The sequence below is a fragment of the Rhodococcus sp. RCBS9 genome, assembly GCF_029457415.1.
Taxonomy (GTDB): Bacteria; Actinomycetota; Actinomycetes; order Mycobacteriales; family Mycobacteriaceae; genus Rhodococcus_F; species Rhodococcus_F qingshengii.
Genome location: NZ_CP120422.1, coordinates 5,666,344 through 5,685,145, shown reverse-complemented (window position 1 = coordinate 5,685,145; position 18,802 = coordinate 5,666,344). Strand labels below are relative to the sequence as shown.

The window sequence follows — 18,802 nt, the reverse complement described above, 5'->3', positions numbered from 1 at the left end:
GATGGCAGGCATCGACAGTAAGTTCGACAAGGCCTACGCAGGAAAGTCCGTCGAAGAATTGGCGGACGCCCCGGTCGCGGCACTCAACGGCGTAAGCGATTCGGACGCAGAACATTTGAAGGCAGCGTTCAACATCAAGACCGTCCGCGACCTCGGAACGAACAAGTTCTTCCTGTGGGCGCAGGCCACTGCCAAGCTCGCCGAGTAAACATCCCGACCCACGTGATCTCGGTGCTCACGAGTTAGCAGCTCACGAATTTGCAGCTCACGAATTTGCGTCGATGACCACTTGCGGAATATCCGTGCCGAGCGGCACCGCGCTGCACGAAGCGTGCCGCTCGGCATCGGGGTCGAGGACCGTCCGGATGACGTCGATCACGTAGGGGTCGTACGGCATGCGGAAGTGGCCGGTCAGGTTCGACGGGCACAGATCCTGGAGGACGATGTTTTCTGCACCGGCATCGCGGAGCGCGATGTTCGAGGACGGCTGGATCATCTCGTCGACAGTGGACCCGATGGTCGTGTAGCGCACTCCGGGTACGGTGTCGCCGCCGTCGTTGAGGGCGTTCAACATATCCGACCCCTGCATCTGCTCACGGACAGCTCGCGAAAAGACGTCTTCGACAAAGTCCTCTCCGCCGGGGATCGCGCGGACGATCGGAACCAACCCGAACATCACCCCGCCGTAGGTCGGCGAAGCCAAACCGACCCAATGATCGACGTAGGCGTCGCCGCCCATCTTGTTGACGTAGTACCGCGTCACCGTCGCGCCTTGGGAATAGCCGATCACGTCGACCTTGTCCGCTCCGGTCGCGGTCAGCACCTGATCGACGAAAGAACCGAACGCGGTGGCACTACCGACTATGTCGCCGACGCCGTAGGTCTCGTGTGCGACGTCCCCGTCTTCTTCTTTGATCGCACCGCCGTAATTGAGAGCGAAGACGCAGTAGCCGTCAGCTGCCAGTGCCGGCGACAGGGCCGCCCAATCCGCGTACGCCTCGGTGTCGGTTCCGTGGGCGAGTACAACCGGTCGGGGATGCGTGGCGGAAGGCTCACAGCCGAAATCGTTCGATCCGGCAGGTGCGGATCCTGGATGAGCATGAGCGAATGCGGTGGCTACCGAACGCGACACCTGGCCTGGGCCGATGACGAGGGGAACATCCATCGCGTCGGCACTCGCAGACGGGAGCGTCGGTGCTGCAGCCGATATCGCCGGCGGTGCTCCAATCAGCAGCGCCACTGCTACCGAAAATGTCAGTCCCACAGACCGTTTGACGCCAGACATTGTTCCTGCTCCTGCTCTGATCCTACGAGGGAGCTGACCGTAACACCAGAAACTTCGAGGCGCATACCCTACCGAACAGTAGGTATCCGACGTCTCAATTGCCGCCTTCATCGGAGTCATCACCGGCAAGCACTCGGTAGAGCGATTTGCGCGCCTCGACAAGCACGTCGGCTGCGGCCTTGACCTGCGCTGGTGTGCCTACAGCAGCCACTTGACCGGCCGCGCCCATCAGCTGGCCGATCAGTTCTCGAAGGTCCTGCTCCGGCTCCCCTACGCTGAGACGAACGTCATCCCACGGCGCCCCGAGATCGGCGCGATGTTCCTCGACGTACGCGACGCCTTCTTCTGTCAGCTTGGCGGTTTTGCGGCCGGCAACCTTTTCGATGATCACCAGTCCTTCGTCCTCGAGTTGGGACAGCGCGGGATAAATGGAGCCCGGACTCGGCTTCCAGACGCCGCCGCTGCGCTCGACGATCTGCTGAATCAATTCGTAGCCGTGCATCGGCTCTTCCGCGATCAACAGCAGAATCGCAGCGCGCACATCTCCTCGACGACCTCGTCCGCCACGTCCTCGCCCGCGACCGAACTGAGCGCCCGGACCGAAGCCGGGGCCGGGTCCGCCGTCTGGACCGAAACGCCCCCGCCGATGGCCTCTGCGTGGCATGTCACCGAAGCCCGGCCGCTCGTGCGGTCGACCGCGTCGTCCACCGTCTCGATCGCCGGGACCATCGCCCGACGCGCCGTCGTCCGTCGGCACCCACATCACAAATGGTGGCCGTTGCTCACGGCCGAAACCGCCGAAGAAACCGCGCCGGCCGAACATCCCCTCGTTCGGGAAACTTGCATCCATCGTCGAACCTCCATCACTATCGTTGATAGTTCGACGATATATCGTCATATCGGGTAGCGCAAGGATTCCTCCGACAACTCGAAACTCAGCCGATGCGGCGTGGGTCGATCTGAATGCGGACCGGACCCGAAGACTTCCGCGCACTGCGCGCGGCCCTCGCATGTGCCAGAGCGTCCGCAAGGCCGCGACCGTCCTTGCGTGGAACGCGGACCAGCATTCGCTCCGGCGCGACACCGCTCTCGTCCTCACCGGAATACGGAAGCCTCTCCCCCGCAGGCAGTTCCACTGGTCCGAGCAGTACAGCACTTGCCGGCAGATCAGCTGAATCCACCAACTCCGCAATTGCCGCGGATCCACCGTCGATCGCAGCCATGTGAACGGCCGGAGGAAAGCCGACCTCGTCTCGCTCCTCGAATTGAGACTGTGCGTGCCCCACTGGATCCCATCGGACCAACGCCTGCACCGTCGGGATACCCGAGTCTGCGACAACCACAACTTCACCGCCTTCGGACAGCGGAATCACCATGGCAGCAGCCGACATCCAGCGTCTGAGTGTTTCCTCGGCGGCGCGAAGATCGGGCCGGCCGAGCAGTGCCCAGCCGTCGAGCAAGAGCGCGGCGCCGTAGCCGCCGGTCATCACCGGCTCCGCACCCACTGTCGAGACCACCAACGCGGGCCCATGTGGCAGTTCCTTGACCACATCACTGCCCCCGGACAGAACAACTTTCACACCGGGAAACGCCCGCCCGAGTTCTTCGGCGGTCCGGCCGGCACCGACCACCACTGCGCGCAACGCTTTCGCCCCGCACGCGTGACATCGGTAGGCGGCATCGGCAACCCCGCACCAGCGGCACGCCGGTGTCCCGGCGCCGTCGGGACCTGCCGCAGCGGGAAGAGCCAGTGGGCCGTTGCACCGACGGCACCGTGCCGGGGCACGGCACTTTCCGCAGGCCAGGGTCGGTACGTACCCCCGCCGAGGCACCTGCACCAGGACTCCGTTGCCCTCACCCAGAGCGCGCCGGGCGGCCGCGAATGCAATAGCGGGCAAACGAGCCGCTCTGGCTCCCGGATCGCGGGCCAAGGCTTGATCGCTGTCGGCGAGCGCGGTGATCTTGGGTGCGTGGGCACGAACGACGTCCCGCGTAGCGACCAGATCGTGCGCCCATCCCGAGTCGACGAGTACCTGCGCTTCTGCCGTACGGGAGAACCCACCGATCACGACGGCGCACCCGGCGACGTAGCCACGCAGGACGGCAACTTCGCGGGCATGTGGATACGGCGACCGCGGCTCGGACAAGTTGTCGTCGCCGTCGTCCCAGACGACGACAAGACCGGTCTCGGCCGTCGGCGCAAAAACAGCACTCCGCGTGCCGACGACGATCCGGGCGGTCCCGCGCAGTGCAGCGAGCCACCTTCGGTATCGCATGGCCGGCCCCAGGCCCGCGGACAGACCTACCACCGCATCCGCTCCGGAGAGTTCGGTACAAGCGGCGACGACGCGGTCCAGGTCGCGTTGATCGGGCACAACCAGGATCGCGGATTTACCACTTGCCGCTACGGCCCCGGCCAGTTCGGCCAGGCGCAGTGGCCAGTTTTCACCAGGCAACGCCTGCCAGACCGCACGTGGGCTTTTCGACTCGCGAATGGCGGACAGGAAGGCGTCACCGAATCTGTAGAGATGCCAACCATTTTCGATCGGTTCAGGAGCGGACGGCGGCTCGGCGGGCCCCCACGGTTCCGCCTCGACCTTCGCGTGCCGCGGCGGTACCGCCAAACGGAGAACATCGGCACGGGTTCCGGCATAACGCTCCGCCACACGATCGACGACTTGCGCGATTTCGGCCGTCAAGACCCGCTCGGACGAGATGACGCGTTCGAGCCAGCCGAACTTCCCCTGATGGTCACTGGTCGCCTCGCGCGAGACGATGAAACCGTCCACCAGACGACCAGCGAAGCGGATGCGCACCCGGACTCCGGGCTGCGCATCCGCTTCGAGTTCACGAGGAACGAGGTAGTCGAATTCACGGTCGAGGTGAGCGAGCGGGAGCATCGGCAGCACCCGGGCGACCGGATCGACTTCTGCCGCTACTCTTTCCGCGCCCACCCGCGCCCCGTCTGTACGTCAGTGATCAGAGACCAGCTGCGCTACGCAGCTTGTCGGCGCGATCGGTGCTCTCCCACGGGAGGTCGATATCGGTGCGACCGAAGTGACCGTATGCCGCCGTCTGCGCGTAGATCGGGCGCAGCAGGTCGAGGTCGCGGATGATCGCTCCCGGACGCAGGTCGAAGATCTCGGTGATCGCCTTCTGGATCCGTGCCGGATCGGTCTTCTCGGTGCCGAAGGTTTCGACGAAGAGTCCGACCGGAGCTGCCTTGCCGATGGCGTAGGCGACCTGAACCTCGATGCGGTCGGCCAGACCTGCGGCAACAGCGTTCTTGGCCACCCAGCGCATGGCGTAGGCAGCGCTGCGGTCGACCTTTGACGGGTCCTTGCCGGAGAACGCGCCGCCACCGTGGCGAGCCATTCCGCCGTAGGTGTCGACGATGATCTTGCGCCCGGTCAAACCGGCGTCACCCATCGGGCCACCGAGGACGAACTTGCCCGTCGGGTTCACCAGCAGACGAACATCGGAGGTGTCGAGATCGGTGAGGTTGACGTCGGTCAGCACCGAGTGAAGCACCTTCTCACGAAGATCGGGCGTCAACAGGTTGTCGAGGTCGATGTCAGCGGCATGCTGGGTGGAGATGACCACGGTGTCGAGACGGACAGCCTTGTCACCGTCGTACTCGATGGTGACCTGGGTCTTGCCGTCCGGGCGCAGGTACGGCAGCACGCCGGACTTACGGACCTCGGTCAACCGGCGAGAGAGACGATGAGCCAGCGCGATGGGCAGCGGCATCAGTTCCGGCGTGTCGGTGGTGGCGTAGCCGAACATCAGGCCCTGGTCGCCCGCACCCTGACGGTCGATCTCGTCGTCGCTGATTCCGTCGACGCGAGCCTCGTGCGAGTGATCGACACCCTGCGCGATCTCGGGCGACTGGGCGCCGATCGCGACGTTGACGCCGCACGAATTTCCGTCGAAGCCCTTTGCGGAGCTGTCGTAGCCGATTTCGAGGACTGTGTCGCGCACGATCTTCGGAATGTCCGCGTACGCAGTGGTCGTGACCTCACCGGCTACGTGAACCTGGCCGGTGGTGACCAGTGTCTCGACGGCCACGCGGGCGCGCGGGTCCTGGGTGAGCAGCGCGTCGAGGATCGAGTCGCTGATCGCGTCACAGATCTTGTCCGGGTGCCCCTCGGTGACGGACTCGCTGGTGAATAGCCGACTGCCGGACTTGCTCACAGATCTCCCTCTCGACGACTGAGTTCTTGACTACAGCTTATTGAAGTATCCGAATCACCGTTCGGTGACCGTTTTGTCATGCTTTGTTAGCTGGGGGCTGAGCCGACGATAACGGTTGGACCGCCTGCGCAACACCCTTGTACTCACCCGATTATCGTGGGGTAACTCTCACCACCGGGCGCGTGTCGCTACTCGGGAAAGAGCTTGACCAGGGCGTCGAGTACTCGACTGGCCATCAAAGCCTTGGATCCGTGTTCGAGAGCGGACTCCGAGCCGTCGGAACCGAGCAACCAACCGTCGTTGTGATCGACCTCGAACGCCTTGCCCTCGCCGACCGCATTGACCACGAGGAGATCGCAACCTTTGCGGGCAAGCTTGGAGCGGGCATAGGTGAGAACGTCACCATGGGCGTCACCGGTCTCAGCGGCGAATCCGACGATCACCGTTCGAGCATCCAAGTCGCCGTCACGACGCGCTTCGACGAGACCGGCGAGGATGTCGGCATTTCTGGTGAGGCTGATCGAGTCGGGTTCGTTTGCGCCCTTCTTGATCTTGCTGCCTTCGACGGTGGTGGGGCGGAAGTCCGCGACAGCCGCAGCCATGACGACTCCGTCGTGTCCCGGTGCGTGCTTTTCCACTGCCAACCGGAGATCTTCGGCCGTCTTGATGTGCACGACGTCGACAGCGGCGGGGTCGGCGAGATCAGCCGTGTACCCGGCGATCAGTGTCACGTGCGCGCCGCGTTGCGCGGCAAGACGGGCGAGCGCGTAGCCCTGCTTGCCCGAGCTGCGATTACCGAGAAAGCGCACGGGATCGAGCGGCTCGCGAGTACCGCCGGCGGTGACCAGAATGCGGCGACCCTCCAGGTCGCGCGGCAACGCGTCCGAGCGCTCGAGGAGCAACGATGCCAACCCGACGATCTCGTCGGGTTCGGGAAGTCGACCGGCTCCGGTGTCTTTCCCGGTCAAACGCCCGGAGGCAGGTTCGATCACGTGGACGCCGCGCGAACGCAGTGTCGCCACGTTCGAGACCGTTGCGGGGTGCTCCCACATCTCGGTGTGCATTGCTGGGGCGAAGACGACCGGACAGCGCGCGGTCAACAAAGTGGCCGTCAACAGGTCGTCTGCGCGACCCATGACCGCTCGCGCCATCAGATCAGCGGTTGCCGGCGCGATGACGACCAGATCGGCTTCCTGTCCGAGACGGACATGCGGAACCTGCGGGACGTCGTTGAAGACGCCGGTGTGAACCGGGTTGCCGGAGAGTGCTTCGAACGTCGCGCGCCCGACGAACTCCAGAGCGGATTCAGTCGGAATCACGCGGACGTGATGACCGCTCTCGGTGAAGCTGCGGATGATCGAGCACGCCTTGTACGCGGCGATACCCCCACCGACACCGACGACAATGCGCTTACGTATCGATGTGGGCGCGTCGGACACTCCCCCGACACCCGAACGAGGTTCGGGTGCGGCAGATGTGGTGCTCACTCGCCTTCGGTGTGCTCGAGGAGATCAGCGTGGATTTCACGCAACGCGATGGACAGCGGCTTTTCCTGCAGACCGGGCTCGACCAGAGGTCCGACGTATTCGAGGATGCCGTCACCGAGCTGGTTGTAGTAGTCGTTGATCTGGCGCGCGCGCTTGGCCGAGTAGATGACCAGGGCGTACTTGGAAGAGGTGCGTTCGAGCAACTCGTCGATCGGCGGGTTGGTGATGCCGAGCGGGGTGTCGTAGGCAGGCAGAGCGCCCTGACCTGCTGCGGACGCGGCTGAAGTGCTGCTCACTCTTGTGTCTCCTGAATTAGATCTTCATTGAAGAACTAGTTTTATCGATCCGGATATCTGAGAAACGGGGTGGAAATCGGTTCCCGAAGGGTGCGGAATCAGTTCCCAACCAACAAGGATACCAACTCATCGCAAGCACGGCTTACATCCTCGTTCACGATGACCGTGTCGAACTCGTCCTGTGCGGCCAATTCCACTCGGGCCGTCTCGAGTCGGCGCGCCACGACGTCTTCCGTTTCGGTTCCACGTCCGGTCAGCCGTTGCACCAGAACGTCCCAGCTCGGTGGAGCCATGAACACCAACAGAGCCTCGGGCATCGCCTTGCGGACAGCTCGTGCTCCGGCGAGATCGACCTCGACGAGAACGGGCTTTCCAGCTTCGAGCGCTTCTTCGACCGGAGCTGCGGGGGTGCCGGAGCGCTGCAGGCCGCCGTGGATTTCCGCCCATTCGAGAAGTTCACCGGAGTCGATCATCCGTTGAAATTCTTCACGGGAGGTGAATCGGTAGTCCTTGCCGTCCACTTCACCTGGACGGGGATCGCGAGTGGTCGCCGAAACACTGAAAACGAGTTCAGGCAACCGAGTTCTCAGCTCGCGAACGACGCTGGACTTACCGACAGCCGAAGGGCCGGCCAGTACAACCAGCCGACCCCTCCGCACTGCGGTCTTACTCTCTGACACTGTTGCGTCAGCAATCATCAGACACTGCCGCGTCAGCAATCATCACTTGTCGGCTCAGGCCTCGAAGTCAAACTTGGTGAGCAGAGCCTTGCGCTGCCGATCACCGAGGCCACGAAGGCGACGGGTCGGTGCAATCTCCAGCTCGGTCATGATCTCCTGAGCCTTGACCTTGCCCACCTTGGGCAGCGCCTCGAGCAGTGCCGAAACCTTCATCTTGCCCAAGATTTCGTTGTCTTCGGCGTCCTTGAGGACCTGCTTGAGGTCGGTGCCGCCACGCTTCAGGCGCTCCTTGAGCTCAGCCCTGGCCTTGCGGGCAGCAGCTGCCTTCTCCAAAGCAGCAGCGCGCTGCTCATCAGTCAACTGGGGAAGGGCCACGGTTCCTCCGTCTCGTCGTGTGCAAATTTTGTCTATTCCGCTGATAACCAGCAGCGATAGCGACCGTACTCACGCCTGGCGCGAATTGCTAACCCACCCCCCGCGGTCCGATGCAGATCGCGGTGGGTTATGCGCGTCGAATCGATGTCACGGATCGTCACCGTTTTCGGCTGGATCGAGACGAATTCGACGCCACACGAACGTGCGTACAGTACCGAAATAGACTGTAACACAATGTATTTCGACCCATAGCGTGCGACACCCCCGTGCGAGTGTGCGAAATCGTTACCTGCGGGAATGAACGTGGTCGCCGACACATCCAAAATTTTCGAGCATTTTCGGCGCCTATGCGCGTGTCGCGGCCCGTTTTCAGGTCTGCAGCGACGATTTCGGATCGCCGGCGTCGACCGTCTCGGGTTCGATGCGACTCACGCCGGGGGCGGCCAGAGCGAGCACTACCGCGAGGCTCGCCCAGAGCAATGAATTCTCCAGCACGAAGCCGACTACCGGGATATCCATGTCCGCGCCGACTCGAGGAAGCCGAAACAGCACTACGACAGCGGTGAGACCGATCGCGATCCAGGACCACACAGGGACCGATCGAGTGCCCTCCCCCACGCCAGACTTGATCGGAACGAGGAGTACACCGACCGCCGGCACCAACCACACGAAATGGTGCGTCCAGGCAATGGGAGTCACGATTGCCGCCAGCAGAGCCACCACCGTGAAACCGGCGAGATCGCCCCGCAGGCGCTGAGCGCGCCGCGTCGCGACAATTCCGAGGACACCCAACACCGCACAGGCGACGAGCCATGCCGGACCCACCAGGCCCTCGGGAAGTAGCCGCAAGGCCATTCCACGCACGGACTGGTTACCGAACACGGACGGGTCACCGACGGCGACGCGCCCCGAGAGTGAGGCGATGTCGCCGAAGTAGTCGATCGTCTGGCGTGGGAGAACCGCAAAGCCCAGAGCCGTGGCGCCGAGGAAGCCGGCGAGGCCGCCCGCAACTGCTTTCCAGCGCCCGGTGATCACGTAGTAACCGATGTAGACGAGTGGCACCAGTTTGACCGCGCCGGCGATCCCCACCAGCACGCCCTCGGGAATCCACCGTGGTCGAGCCAGCACGTCGATCAAGCACAGGAGAGTCAGAAACAACCCGACCTGGCCGTACCCGAGGTGATCGGAGATCGGCGATGCCGCCGTCCACAGGACCAGGAAACCCACGTAGACGACGACTGGCCGCTTACGTGTGAACGGGACTTCGCGATAGCTGAGCACGATGATCGCGGCCAGCATCAGGAGGCTGACGAAACTCCATCCCCACTGGACCGCACCCCAGGAACCCAGGGCGACTGGAACGGCGACGAGCGCAGCGAAGGGCGGATACGTGAACGGCAGTCTCGCGTTGAACGACTCGTCGTACAGGTTCGAGCCGTCGAGGACGGCCTGACCCGCTGTCCGGTACACGGCGAGATCGTCGCCGTGTACGCCGGTGACGGATTGGAACCCGGTGGCCAGCAGCGCGCACGCCGCGACGAGAAGTCCGATCTGCCACCAACGATTCACCGACGGACGGTACCACCGGGTTCCACCGCTCGAACGAGCCTCGAGGTCACTCACGGATCAGTTCGCCAATGCGGCTTCGATCTCGTCTCGGTCACGCATTGCTGCCTCCCGAAGTGCCGATACCGAAGGACCATGCTTGAGCACCCCACGGGAAGTGTTCGGCAGCAGGAGCTCGGTCGATCCCGCGAAGATGTCTGCGAGATCCGCTGCCGTCGCACCCTGAGCGCCGAGTCCCGGAGCGAGAATCGGGCCGTTGAACTGCGACAGGTCCAGACCGTGGTCCCGAGTTGCACCGACCACCAGTCCGACGGTGTCACGGCCGTCGCCGTTCGCATCGACCGCAGCGTCGACGATCGACTGAGCCACGCTCACACCGTCAGTCGACGACTGTTGAAGTACGCCGCCTTCCGGATTGGAGGTTCGTGCCAGGACGAAGATCCCGCGGGCGTTCTGCCGTGCCAGTTCGAGTGTCGGAGTCAGCGCCCCGAATCCCAGGTACGGCGAAACGGTGACCGAGTCGGAGGCCAACGGCGAATCACCCAACCAGGCTTGCGCGTACGCGTCCATCGTCGAACCGATGTCACCGCGCTTGGCATCCGCGACGACCAGAGTTCCCGCATCGCGAAGAACCGAGATGGTCCGCTCCAACACGGCGAAGCCGGCGCTGCCGTAAGCCTCGAAGAACGCGACCTGAGGTTTGACCAGTCCGACCTCACCGGTGAAGGCCTCGACGCAGATCTCGGCGAAAGTCTCGAGACCTTCGGCCGTACGCGGCAGTCCCCACGCGTCGAGAAGCGCGGGATGCGGGTCGATACCGACGCACAGCCGCCCCCGGTCCGCGATCGCGGACCGGAGACGCTGCCCCCAACTGTGACTCACGACTGCTGTGCCGGCTGACGAAGACCTGCGTGCAATTCCTGCAGGGAGTGAACTCCGATGTCGCCGCGAATGGCTGCTTCGATGCCCTGCACGGCAGCCGAGGCGCCCTGCACCGTCGTGATGCACGGGATGTTCGACGCAACCGCTGCGCTTCGGATCTCGTAGCCGTCGACACGCGGGCCGTTGTTGCCGTACGGCGTGTTGATGACCATGGCGACCTCGCCGCTGCGGATCTGGTCGACGATGGTCTCGGCACCGGCCGGAACATCTTCACCCGACTGCTTGTACACCTGCTTGCACTCGATACCGTTGCGCCGCAAAACATCTGCGGTTCCTTCGGTGGCAAGAATGGTGAATCCGAGGTCTGCCAGGCGCTTGACCGGGAAGATCAGCGAACGCTTGTCCTTGTTGGCGACCGAGACGAACACCGCGCCCGTGGTGGGCAACGAACCGTAGGCGGCAGTCTGCGACTTGGCAAAAGCCGTACCGAAGTCGAAGTCGATTCCCATGACTTCACCGGTGGACTTCATTTCCGGGCTGAGCAAGGTATCCACGCCGGTACCGTCGGCGCGGCGGAAGCGGTTGAACGGCAACACAGCTTCCTTGACCGCGATCGGTGCACCGGCCGGGGTGTTTCCGCCGTCGCCCTTCGCCGGCAGAATGCCGCTCGCACGCAGTTCCGCGATGGATTCGCCGAGCATGACGCGGGCGCATGCCTTGGCCAGCTGGACGGCCGTCGCCTTGGACACGAACGGAACCGTGCGGCTGGCGCGGGGATTTGCTTCCAGCACGTAGAGGATGTCGTCCTTGAGGGCGTACTGGACGTTGAGCAGGCCCTTGACGCCGATGCCCTTCGCGAGAGCCTCGGTGGAGCGGCGGACGTTCTCGAGATCCGCCCGGCCCAGAGTGATGGGCGGGAGCGCACACGCCGAGTCACCGGAGTGAATGCCGGCTTCCTCGATGTGCTCCATGACGCCGCCGAGGTACACCTCGGTGCCGTCACACAGAGCGTCGACGTCGATCTCGACCGCGTCTTCGAGGAAGCGGTCGACCAGGACCGGACGATCGTCGGAGATCTCCGTGGCGCGCGAGATGTAGTCGGCGAGGGAAGCCTCGTCGTAGACGATCTCCATGCCGCGTCCACCGAGCACGTACGACGGACGCACCAGCACCGGGTAGCCGATGCCTGCTGCGATCTCGCGGGCGCCGTCGAACGTGGTGGCGGTACCGAACTTCGGTGCAGGCAGACCGGCTTCGGTGAGCACGCGACCGAATTCGCCGCGGTCCTCCGCCAGGTCGATGGCTGCGGGGCTGGTTCCCACGATGGGGACGCCGGCAGCTTCGAGACGCTTCGCCAGTCCGAGCGGGGTCTGGCCGCCGAGCTGGACGATGACGCCGGCAACGGTTCCCGACTGCGCCTCCGCGCGGTAGACCTCGAAGACGTCCTCGAACGTCAGCGGCTCGAAGTACAGGCGATCAGCGGTGTCGTAGTCCGTGGAGACGGTCTCGGGGTTGCAGTTGACCATGACGGTCTCGTACCCGGCCTCGGACAGCGTCTGCGCCGCGTGGACACACGAGTAGTCGAACTCGATGCCCTGACCGATGCGGTTGGGGCCGGATCCGAGGATCAGAACCTTGGGTCGCTCGGTCTGCGGAGCAACTTCGGACTCGGCCTCGGGATCGAGCTCGTAGGTCGAGTAGTGGTACGGCGTCTTGGCCTCGAACTCTGCGGCGCAGGTGTCGACGGTCTTGTAGACGGGGCGCACGCCCAGCTGATCACGCAGAGCGCGAACGGCGTCCTCACCTGCGTGCGTGTCACCACCGAGTTCGGGGCGCAGAGCCGCGATCTGGCGGTCCGAGATGCCGTGGTACTTGGCCTGACGCAGGGAAGCCTCGTCGAAAGACTCTGCAGCGCGCAGCTTTTCACCGAGCTCGTGAATCTGCTGGAACTGGTCGAGGAACCACGGATCGATCTTGGTGGCGTCGAAGAGCTGCTCGACAGTTGCGCCGAGCGCGAATGCCTTCTCGATGCCGTACATGCGGCCGTCCTGCGGAACGCTCAGATCGGCGAGCAGTGCATCCAGGCTCTCCGTCTCGATGTCGGCGCCGGTCCAGTAACCCGCACGCTTGGTCTCGAGCGAACGCATGACCTTGCCGAAAGCCTCGGTGAAGTTGCGGCCGATGCTCATGGCCTCGCCCACCGACTTCATCGTGGTGGTCAGAGTTCCGTCGGCACCGGGGAACTTCTCGAAAGCGAACCGCGGAGCCTTGACGACGACGTAGTCGAGCGTCGGCTCGAAGCAAGCCGGGGTTTCCTTGGTGATGTCGTTGACGATCTCGTCGAGCGTGTAGCCGATGGCAAGCTTGGCCGCCATCTTCGCGATCGGGTAACCGGTCGCCTTCGACGCCAGAGCCGACGAGCGGGAGACACGCGGGTTCATCTCGATGACGACCAGGCGGCCGTCCTTCGGGTCCATCGCGAACTGGATGTTGCAGCCGCCGGTGTCGACGCCCACCTCACGCAGAATGTCGATGGAAAGGTCGCGCATCGCCTGGTACTCGCGGTCGGTCAGCGTCATCGCCGGGGCGACGGTGACCGAGTCTCCGGTGTGGACACCGACCGGGTCGACGTTCTCGATGGAGCAGACGATCACGACGTTGTCGCGACTGTCGCGCATGAGCTCGAGTTCGTATTCCTTCCAGCCGAGGATGGATTCCTCGATCAGGACGTTCGCCGTCGGCGACGCGGCCAGACCGCCACCGGCGATGCGGTTGAGATCGTCGACGTCGTACGCCATGCCGGAACCGAGGCCGCCCATGGTGAAGGACGGACGCACGACAACCGGGTAGCCGAGTTCGGCGACCGTGGCGTGTACTTCGTCCATCGTGTAGCAAACTGCGGACTTCGCGGATTCGCCACCGACCTTGGCGACGATGTCCTTGAACTTCTGGCGATCCTCGCCGCGCTGAATGGCGTCGAAGTCTGCGCCGATCAGTTCGACGTCGTACTTCTCGAGGATGCCCTGCTCGTGCAGCGCCACTGCGGCGTTGAGCGCAGTCTGACCGCCGAGCGTCGCGAGGACGGCGTCGATCTTGTTGCCCTGCAAGGCTTCCTTGGCGATGACCTTCTCGAGGAACTCGGCCGTGATCGGCTCGACGTACGTGGCGTCGGCGAACTCGGGGTCCGTCATGATGGTGGCCGGGTTGGAGTTGACCAGGCTGACGCGCAGGCCCTCCTCCTGGAGGACGCGGCAGGCCTGGGTGCCCGAGTAGTCGAACTCGCAGGCCTGACCGATGACGATCGGACCGGAGCCGATTACCAGGATGTGCTTGAGATCTGTACGGCGTGGCATTAGTTCTTGACTCCGGTTTCTTTCCGTGCGGAGAGCAGGCTGGTGAAGCGGTCGAAGAGGTACGCGGCGTCGTGCGGGCCGGCTGCCGCCTCGGGGTGGTACTGCACCGAGAAGGCCGAATCGTCCAGCAGGCGAACACCTTCGACGGCTCCGTCGTTGGCGCAGGTGTGGCTGACCACCGCGCGGCCGAACGGGGTGTCGAATTCCTGACCGGCTTCGCCTTCGAGCGCGAAGCCGTGGTTCTGAGCGGTGATCGCGATGCGACCGGTCTGATGCTCGATCACCGGGATGTTGATTCCGCGGTGGCCGAACTTCATCTTGTAGGTGCTCAGGCCCAGGGCGCGGCCCAGGATCTGGTTGCCGAAGCAGATACCGAACAGCGGCAAGCCCTGTCCGATGACCTCTTTCGTGAGGTGGACTGCGCCGTCGGCGGTGGCTGGGTCACCGGGACCGTTGGAGAGGAACACTCCGTCGGCCTTCAGGTCGAGGATCTGTTCGAGACTCGCGTTGGACGGCAACACGTGGACGCGGATACCGCGCTCGGCGAACATGCGCGGGGTGTTGGTCTTGATACCGAGGTCGATGGCGGCAACCGTGTACAGCGCCTCCCCGCCCTTCGGCTCGACGACGTAGCCGCTGGTGGTGCTGACCTCACCGGCAAGATCGGCGCCGAGCATGGTCGGCTGATCCTGAACCCGTCGGACCAGTTCGTCATCGGCGGCGATGGCTTCACCGGAAAAAATTCCGGCCTTCATCGAACCGCGAGTACGCAGGTGGCGAACCAGGGCGCGGGTGTCGATCCCGGCGATTCCGACGATGCCCTGCTCTTCGAGCTTGGCCTGGAGCGAACCGGTTGCACGCCAGCTCGAGGTGACGCGCGAGGGGTCACGAACGACGTACCCGGCAACCCAGATCTTGGCGCCGGCACGCTCGCCGGTCGGTCCAACCGACTCGTCGTCTTCGTCGTTCCAGCCGGTGTTGCCGATCTGCGGTGCGGTGGAGACGACGATCTGGCGGTGGTAGCTGGGATCGGTGAGCGTTTCCTGGTAGCCGGTCATTCCGGTGCTGAACACCGCTTCGCCCAGGGTCTGTCCAACCGCACCGAAGGTGGTTCCGCGGAACACCCGTCCGTCTTCGAGGACCAGTACTGCGGGGCTGTTGTCAAAGCCGCTCATGCGTTCTTTCCGTTCTGCTCGATGTCGCCAGAGCTTGCGTCTTCGTTGTCATTCGTCTTGTTCGAAGCGGTCTTGTTCGAAGCAGTCACCGGCTTGACCCAGTCCGGATAAACCGTCTTGTCGTCACCGCGCACGCCCGTGTCGATCTCGGTTCCGCTCGGCAATTCCCAGCGAATCACCAGGACGCCGTCCTTGCTCATGACCTTGCCGGCAAGACCGTTCTCCGTGCGGATCGCGCGGATCGACTTCTCCGGAATCCAGATCGCCGACGCGCCGTCACGCTCGACCAGAATTCCGCCGCTGTAGCGGCTGATCTCGCAGGTGGCGCGGAAACCGAGGTCGCCGACGGCGATTCGGTCCTGCCAACTGGGTGCGATGGTGCTGCCGACGTACAGGCCGGTGGTCGGCAGGACGAGCAGTTCACCCAGGGTTGCCGGTACCGTCGGCAGTTCGCCGATCTTGTCTTTCTGGCGTCGAGCGCGTCCACGCCAGCCGACGTACATCAGGCCGATCATCGCGACCCAGAAGATCGCCAGACCGATGATCCACAGTGCTCTGTCCATGACGCGCTACTCCTCGCTACTCCGCAGCCGCACATTCCCGTCGTGTGCGGTGATGCGGCCACGTAACAGTGTGGTCGTGACCCGAGCGGGCAATGTCATCGACTCGTACGGAGTGTTATGCGCGACACTCGCCAGGTCGGGACCGTGGACCGTCCACTCGGCCGACGGATCGACCAATGTCAGGTTCGCGGGCTCCCCCACCTCGATGGGACGGCCCTGATCGTCGAGGCCGACGATTGCCGCGGGGCGCTCGCTCATGACCCGGGCAACACCGCGCCAGTCCAACAGGCCGGGCTGGACCATCGTCTGCACGATGATCGAGAGTGCGGTCTCGAGGCCGAGCATTCCAGGGCGAGCGGCTGCGAACTCGCAGCACTTGTCCTGCTCGGCGTGCGGAGCATGGTCGGTCGCGACGCAGTCGATGATTCCCTCGGCCAGACCCTTGCGCAGCGCGGCAACGTCACTGGCCTCACGCAAGGGCGGGTTGACCTTGTTGATCGCGTCGTACGTCTCGAGCCGTGAATCGTCGAGGAGCAGGTGATGCGGGGTGACCTCGGCGGTGATCGAAATCCCTTGGCTGCGAGCCCACTTCACGAGTTCGACGGTTCCGGCGGTGGAGGCGTGGCAGATGTGAACGCGGGCGCCGGCGTCACGCGCGAGCAGTGCGTCGCGGGCCACGATCGATTCTTCGGCTGCTCGCGGCCATCCGGCCAGGCCGAGACGCGCGGCCGTGGGGCCCTCGTGGGCGACCGCACCGACGGTCAAGCGCGGCTCTTCCGCGTGCTGGGCGATCAGGACGCCCAGTGAGCTGGAGTATTCGAGCGCGCGACGCATGATCAGTGGGTCGTAGACGCAGTGGCCGTCGTCGGAGAACATCTTGACCTTGCCGACGCCTGCGGCCATGGTCGCCATCTCGGCGAGTTGCTTGCCTTCCAGGCCTGCTGTGACTGCGCCGACGGGGTGGACGTCGACGAGGCCGACTTCCTGCCCGCGTCGCCAGACGTGATCGGTGATGACCACCGAATCGGCGACGGGACTCGTGTTGGCCATCGCGAAGACCGCGGTGTATCCACCCAGAGCCGCTGCCGAGCTTCCGGTTTCGATGGTCTCGGTGTCTTCGCGGCCGGGCTCACGCAGATGTGTGTGCAGGTCCACGAAGCCGGGAAGCAGGATCTGCCCGCCGGCATCGATCACCTCGGATGCCGTGGCCGGATCGAGGTCCACGCCGATCTCGAGGATCGTGCCGTCGCCGACGAGTACGTCGGTGGGCTCACCTTCTCCGTAGATCAGGACTCCGCGGAGCAGGACACTCACGGGTGATTCTCCGTTCTCGTTTCTGGTCACAGCGCACCGTCCTCCGACCCGACCAGCAGTCGGAACAAGACAGCCATGCGCATGTGTACGCCGTTGGTAACCTGTTGCAGTACAGCAGTTTTGGAGGAATCGGCAACGGCGGATGCAATCTCCATGCCGCGCAGCATCGGGCCGGGGTGCAGGACCACCGCGTGATCGGCCAGCATCGCCAGCCGCTTCTCGGACAGGCCGTAGTTGATCGAGTACTCGCGCTGCGACGGGAAGAAGCCACCGTTCATGCGTTCGGCCTGAACCCGCAGCATCAGCACCGCGTCGAGTCCGGGCAGTTCCGCGTCGAGCGAATGCGAGACCGTGACCGGCCACGTGTGCGCACCGACCGGCAGCAGTGTCGGCGGCGCAACAAGAACAACCTCGGCACCGAGCATCGAGAGCAGCAGTGCGTTGGAGCGGGCGACACGGCTGTGCAGGATGTCGCCGACGATGGCGATCCGCTTGCCCTCGATGTCGCCGAGACGCTGGCGAAGGGTCAAAGCGTCGAGAAGCGCCTGAGTGGGGTGCTCGTGCGTGCCGTCACCTGCGTTGATGACTGCCGGGCCACCGTCGTCGGCCGCTCCGGTCCACTTTGCGATCTGGTGGGCGGCGCCCGAAGCCGGGTGGCGCACGATGAGTGCGTCGGCACCGGCCGCGCGCAGGGTCATCGCGGTATCGCGCAGGGATTCACCTTTGGACACCGAGGAACTGGATGCGCTGACATTGATGACGTCGGCACTCATCCATTTGCCTGCCACCTCGAAAGACACCCGGGTGCGCGTCGAGTTCTCGAAGAACACCGTCATGACCGTGCGTCCGCGCAGCGTCGGGAGCTTGCGTACCTCTCGTCCCAGAAGTGCCTGCTCGAACCGTTCTGCCTCGTCGAGAAGTTCTACCGCGGACTCACGATCGAGGTCCGCGATGGAAAGTAGGTGCTTCACGCGCTCTTACCCCCGGAGATGACTACCGCTTCCCTGCCGTCGTGCTCCTGGAGGAGAACCTTGACGTCCTCGGACCTCGCGGTCGGGACGTTCTTGCCGACGTAGTCGGCGCGCAGCGGGAGTTCGCGGTGACCACGATCCACGAGCACTGCGAGTTGGACCGCGCGGGGGCGGCCCAGATCGCGCAACGCGTCAAGTGCCGAGCGCACGGTGCGACCGGAGAAGAGGACGTCGTCCACGAGAACGACCAGCGCATTGTCGACGCCACCTTCGGGGACGGACGTGCGCTCGAGCGGGCGGTGCGGCTTGTTCCGGAGATCGTCGCGGTAGAGGGTGATGTCGAGAGATCCGATGGGAAGACGCACACCGGAGAATTCTTCGATCTTGGCGCGCAGTCGCGTGGCGAGGGTGGTTCCACGCGTCGGGATCCCGATCAGGACCACACGAGGGGCAGTTCCCTCGGGTCCGTCGAGTGCGGTCTTCTCGATGATCTCGTGAGCGATCCGCGCGATGGTCCGGCCCACATCCTGGGCGGACAACAATTCGCGGGTTTCGCTACCTGCCTCGGCACCGACCGGCGCCTTCGAGTTACCTGGACCTGCAAGATCGGATGGGCGAGACCCTTCGGGCACGCTCATGCAGCGACCTCCTTCTCCGCCTC

17 protein-coding genes are annotated in these 18,802 nt (G+C 64.4%); 1 reads left to right on the top strand and 16 read right to left on the bottom strand.

Going from position 1 to position 18,802, the window contains the following annotated elements; all coding sequences use genetic code 11:
- The first annotated feature begins 1 nt into the window (after position 1).
- The gene (locus tag P0M12_RS26775; RefSeq protein WP_003944900.1) at positions 2–208 is read left to right on the top strand and encodes a hypothetical protein; all 207 of its coding nucleotides are present in this window, start codon (positions 2–4) and stop codon (positions 206–208) included.
- Positions 209–265: 57 nt separating this feature from the next.
- Here P0M12_RS26775 and P0M12_RS26770 read toward each other — a convergent pair whose 3' ends face one another.
- From P0M12_RS26770 to pyrR, 16 genes are all read right to left on the bottom strand, one after another.
- Positions 266–1,285, bottom strand: a complete 1,020-nt coding sequence (locus tag P0M12_RS26770; RefSeq protein ID WP_277377090.1) for an alpha/beta fold hydrolase — start codon at positions 1,283–1,285, stop codon at positions 266–268.
- Positions 1,286–1,379: 94 nt separating this feature from the next.
- A complete protein-coding gene (locus P0M12_RS26765) occupies positions 1,380–2,135 on the bottom strand; it encodes a PadR family transcriptional regulator (protein WP_306300747.1) in 756 nt (251 codons plus the stop codon).
- Positions 2,136–2,220: 85 nt separating this feature from the next.
- Positions 2,221–4,239: a primosomal protein N' gene (locus P0M12_RS26760; protein ID WP_082239108.1), complete on the bottom strand. Its 2,019-nt coding sequence runs from the start codon at positions 4,237–4,239 to the stop codon at positions 2,221–2,223.
- A 25-nt stretch (positions 4,240–4,264) separates the two neighbouring features.
- Positions 4,265–5,479, bottom strand: a complete 1,215-nt coding sequence (metK, locus tag P0M12_RS26755) for a methionine adenosyltransferase (RefSeq protein WP_003944827.1) — start codon at positions 5,477–5,479, stop codon at positions 4,265–4,267.
- Between the two features lie 188 nt (positions 5,480–5,667).
- Positions 5,668–6,918, bottom strand: a complete 1,251-nt coding sequence (coaBC, locus tag P0M12_RS26750; RefSeq protein WP_085989960.1) for a bifunctional phosphopantothenoylcysteine decarboxylase/phosphopantothenate--cysteine ligase CoaBC — start codon at positions 6,916–6,918, stop codon at positions 5,668–5,670.
- A gap of 44 nt (positions 6,919–6,962) precedes the next feature.
- Positions 6,963–7,262, bottom strand: a complete 300-nt coding sequence (gene rpoZ / locus P0M12_RS26745) for a DNA-directed RNA polymerase subunit omega (RefSeq protein WP_003944996.1) — start codon at positions 7,260–7,262, stop codon at positions 6,963–6,965.
- A 98-nt stretch (positions 7,263–7,360) separates the two neighbouring features.
- Positions 7,361–7,960 carry a guanylate kinase gene (gmk, locus tag P0M12_RS26740; protein ID WP_003944801.1) on the bottom strand — a complete coding sequence of 200 codons (600 nt, stop codon included), beginning with the start codon at positions 7,958–7,960 and terminating at the stop codon, positions 7,361–7,363.
- 36 nt (positions 7,961–7,996) lie between these two features.
- Positions 7,997–8,317, bottom strand: a complete 321-nt coding sequence (gene mihF, locus P0M12_RS26735; RefSeq protein ID WP_003944825.1) for an integration host factor, actinobacterial type — start codon at positions 8,315–8,317, stop codon at positions 7,997–7,999.
- 369 nt (positions 8,318–8,686) lie between these two features.
- Complete coding sequence (locus P0M12_RS26730; protein ID WP_225320370.1) at positions 8,687–9,886, bottom strand: glycosyltransferase 87 family protein; 1,200 nt, start codon at positions 9,884–9,886, stop codon at positions 8,687–8,689.
- A gap of 57 nt (positions 9,887–9,943) precedes the next feature.
- A complete protein-coding gene (gene pyrF / locus P0M12_RS26725; RefSeq protein WP_007728008.1) occupies positions 9,944–10,765 on the bottom strand; it encodes an orotidine-5'-phosphate decarboxylase in 822 nt (273 codons plus the stop codon).
- Positions 10,762–14,118 carry a carbamoyl-phosphate synthase large subunit gene (gene carB / locus P0M12_RS26720; protein WP_003945010.1) on the bottom strand — a complete coding sequence of 1,119 codons (3,357 nt, stop codon included), beginning with the start codon at positions 14,116–14,118 and terminating at the stop codon, positions 10,762–10,764. The genes pyrF and carB overlap by 4 nt, the downstream gene beginning before the upstream one ends.
- Positions 14,118–15,293 carry a glutamine-hydrolyzing carbamoyl-phosphate synthase small subunit gene (gene carA / locus P0M12_RS26715; protein ID WP_007728009.1) on the bottom strand — a complete coding sequence of 392 codons (1,176 nt, stop codon included), beginning with the start codon at positions 15,291–15,293 and terminating at the stop codon, positions 14,118–14,120. Before carA ends, carB begins: the two co-directional genes overlap by 1 nt.
- The gene (locus tag P0M12_RS26710) at positions 15,290–15,856 is read right to left on the bottom strand and encodes a transporter (RefSeq protein ID WP_003944773.1); all 567 of its coding nucleotides are present in this window, start codon (positions 15,854–15,856) and stop codon (positions 15,290–15,292) included. The genes carA and P0M12_RS26710 overlap by 4 nt, the downstream gene beginning before the upstream one ends.
- Positions 15,857–15,862: 6 nt before the next feature.
- Positions 15,863–17,170, bottom strand: coding sequence for a dihydroorotase (locus P0M12_RS26705; RefSeq protein WP_003944990.1), 1,308 nt, complete (start codon positions 17,168–17,170; stop codon positions 15,863–15,865).
- A 26-nt stretch (positions 17,171–17,196) separates the two neighbouring features.
- Complete coding sequence (locus P0M12_RS26700) at positions 17,197–18,141, bottom strand: aspartate carbamoyltransferase catalytic subunit (RefSeq protein ID WP_003944883.1); 945 nt, start codon at positions 18,139–18,141, stop codon at positions 17,197–17,199.
- The gene (pyrR, locus tag P0M12_RS26695) at positions 18,138–18,779 is read right to left on the bottom strand and encodes a bifunctional pyr operon transcriptional regulator/uracil phosphoribosyltransferase PyrR (RefSeq protein WP_003944977.1); all 642 of its coding nucleotides are present in this window, start codon (positions 18,777–18,779) and stop codon (positions 18,138–18,140) included. The genes P0M12_RS26700 and pyrR overlap by 4 nt, the downstream gene beginning before the upstream one ends.
- Positions 18,780–18,802 lie beyond the last annotated feature (23 nt).

Coding starts and splice junctions, on each gene's coding strand:
- P0M12_RS26775 (WP_003944900.1), top strand. CDS start 2: ATGGCAGGCATCGACAGTAAGTTCGACAAGGCCTACGCAGGAAAGTCC.
- carA (WP_007728009.1), bottom strand. CDS start 15,293: ATGAGCGGCTTTGACAACAGCCCCGCAGTACTGGTCCTCGAAGACGGA.
- P0M12_RS26710 (WP_003944773.1), bottom strand. CDS start 15,856: ATGGACAGAGCACTGTGGATCATCGGTCTGGCGATCTTCTGGGTCGCG.
- gmk (WP_003944801.1), bottom strand. CDS start 7,960: ATGATTGCTGACGCAACAGTGTCAGAGAGTAAGACCGCAGTGCGGAGG.
- P0M12_RS26765 (WP_306300747.1), bottom strand. CDS start 2,135: ATGGATGCAAGTTTCCCGAACGAGGGGATGTTCGGCCGGCGCGGTTTC.
- P0M12_RS26770 (WP_277377090.1), bottom strand. CDS start 1,285: ATGTCTGGCGTCAAACGGTCTGTGGGACTGACATTTTCGGTAGCAGTG.
- pyrR (WP_003944977.1), bottom strand. CDS start 18,779: ATGAGCGTGCCCGAAGGGTCTCGCCCATCCGATCTTGCAGGTCCAGGT.
- carB (WP_003945010.1), bottom strand. CDS start 14,118: ATGCCACGCCGTACAGATCTCAAGCACATCCTGGTAATCGGCTCCGGT.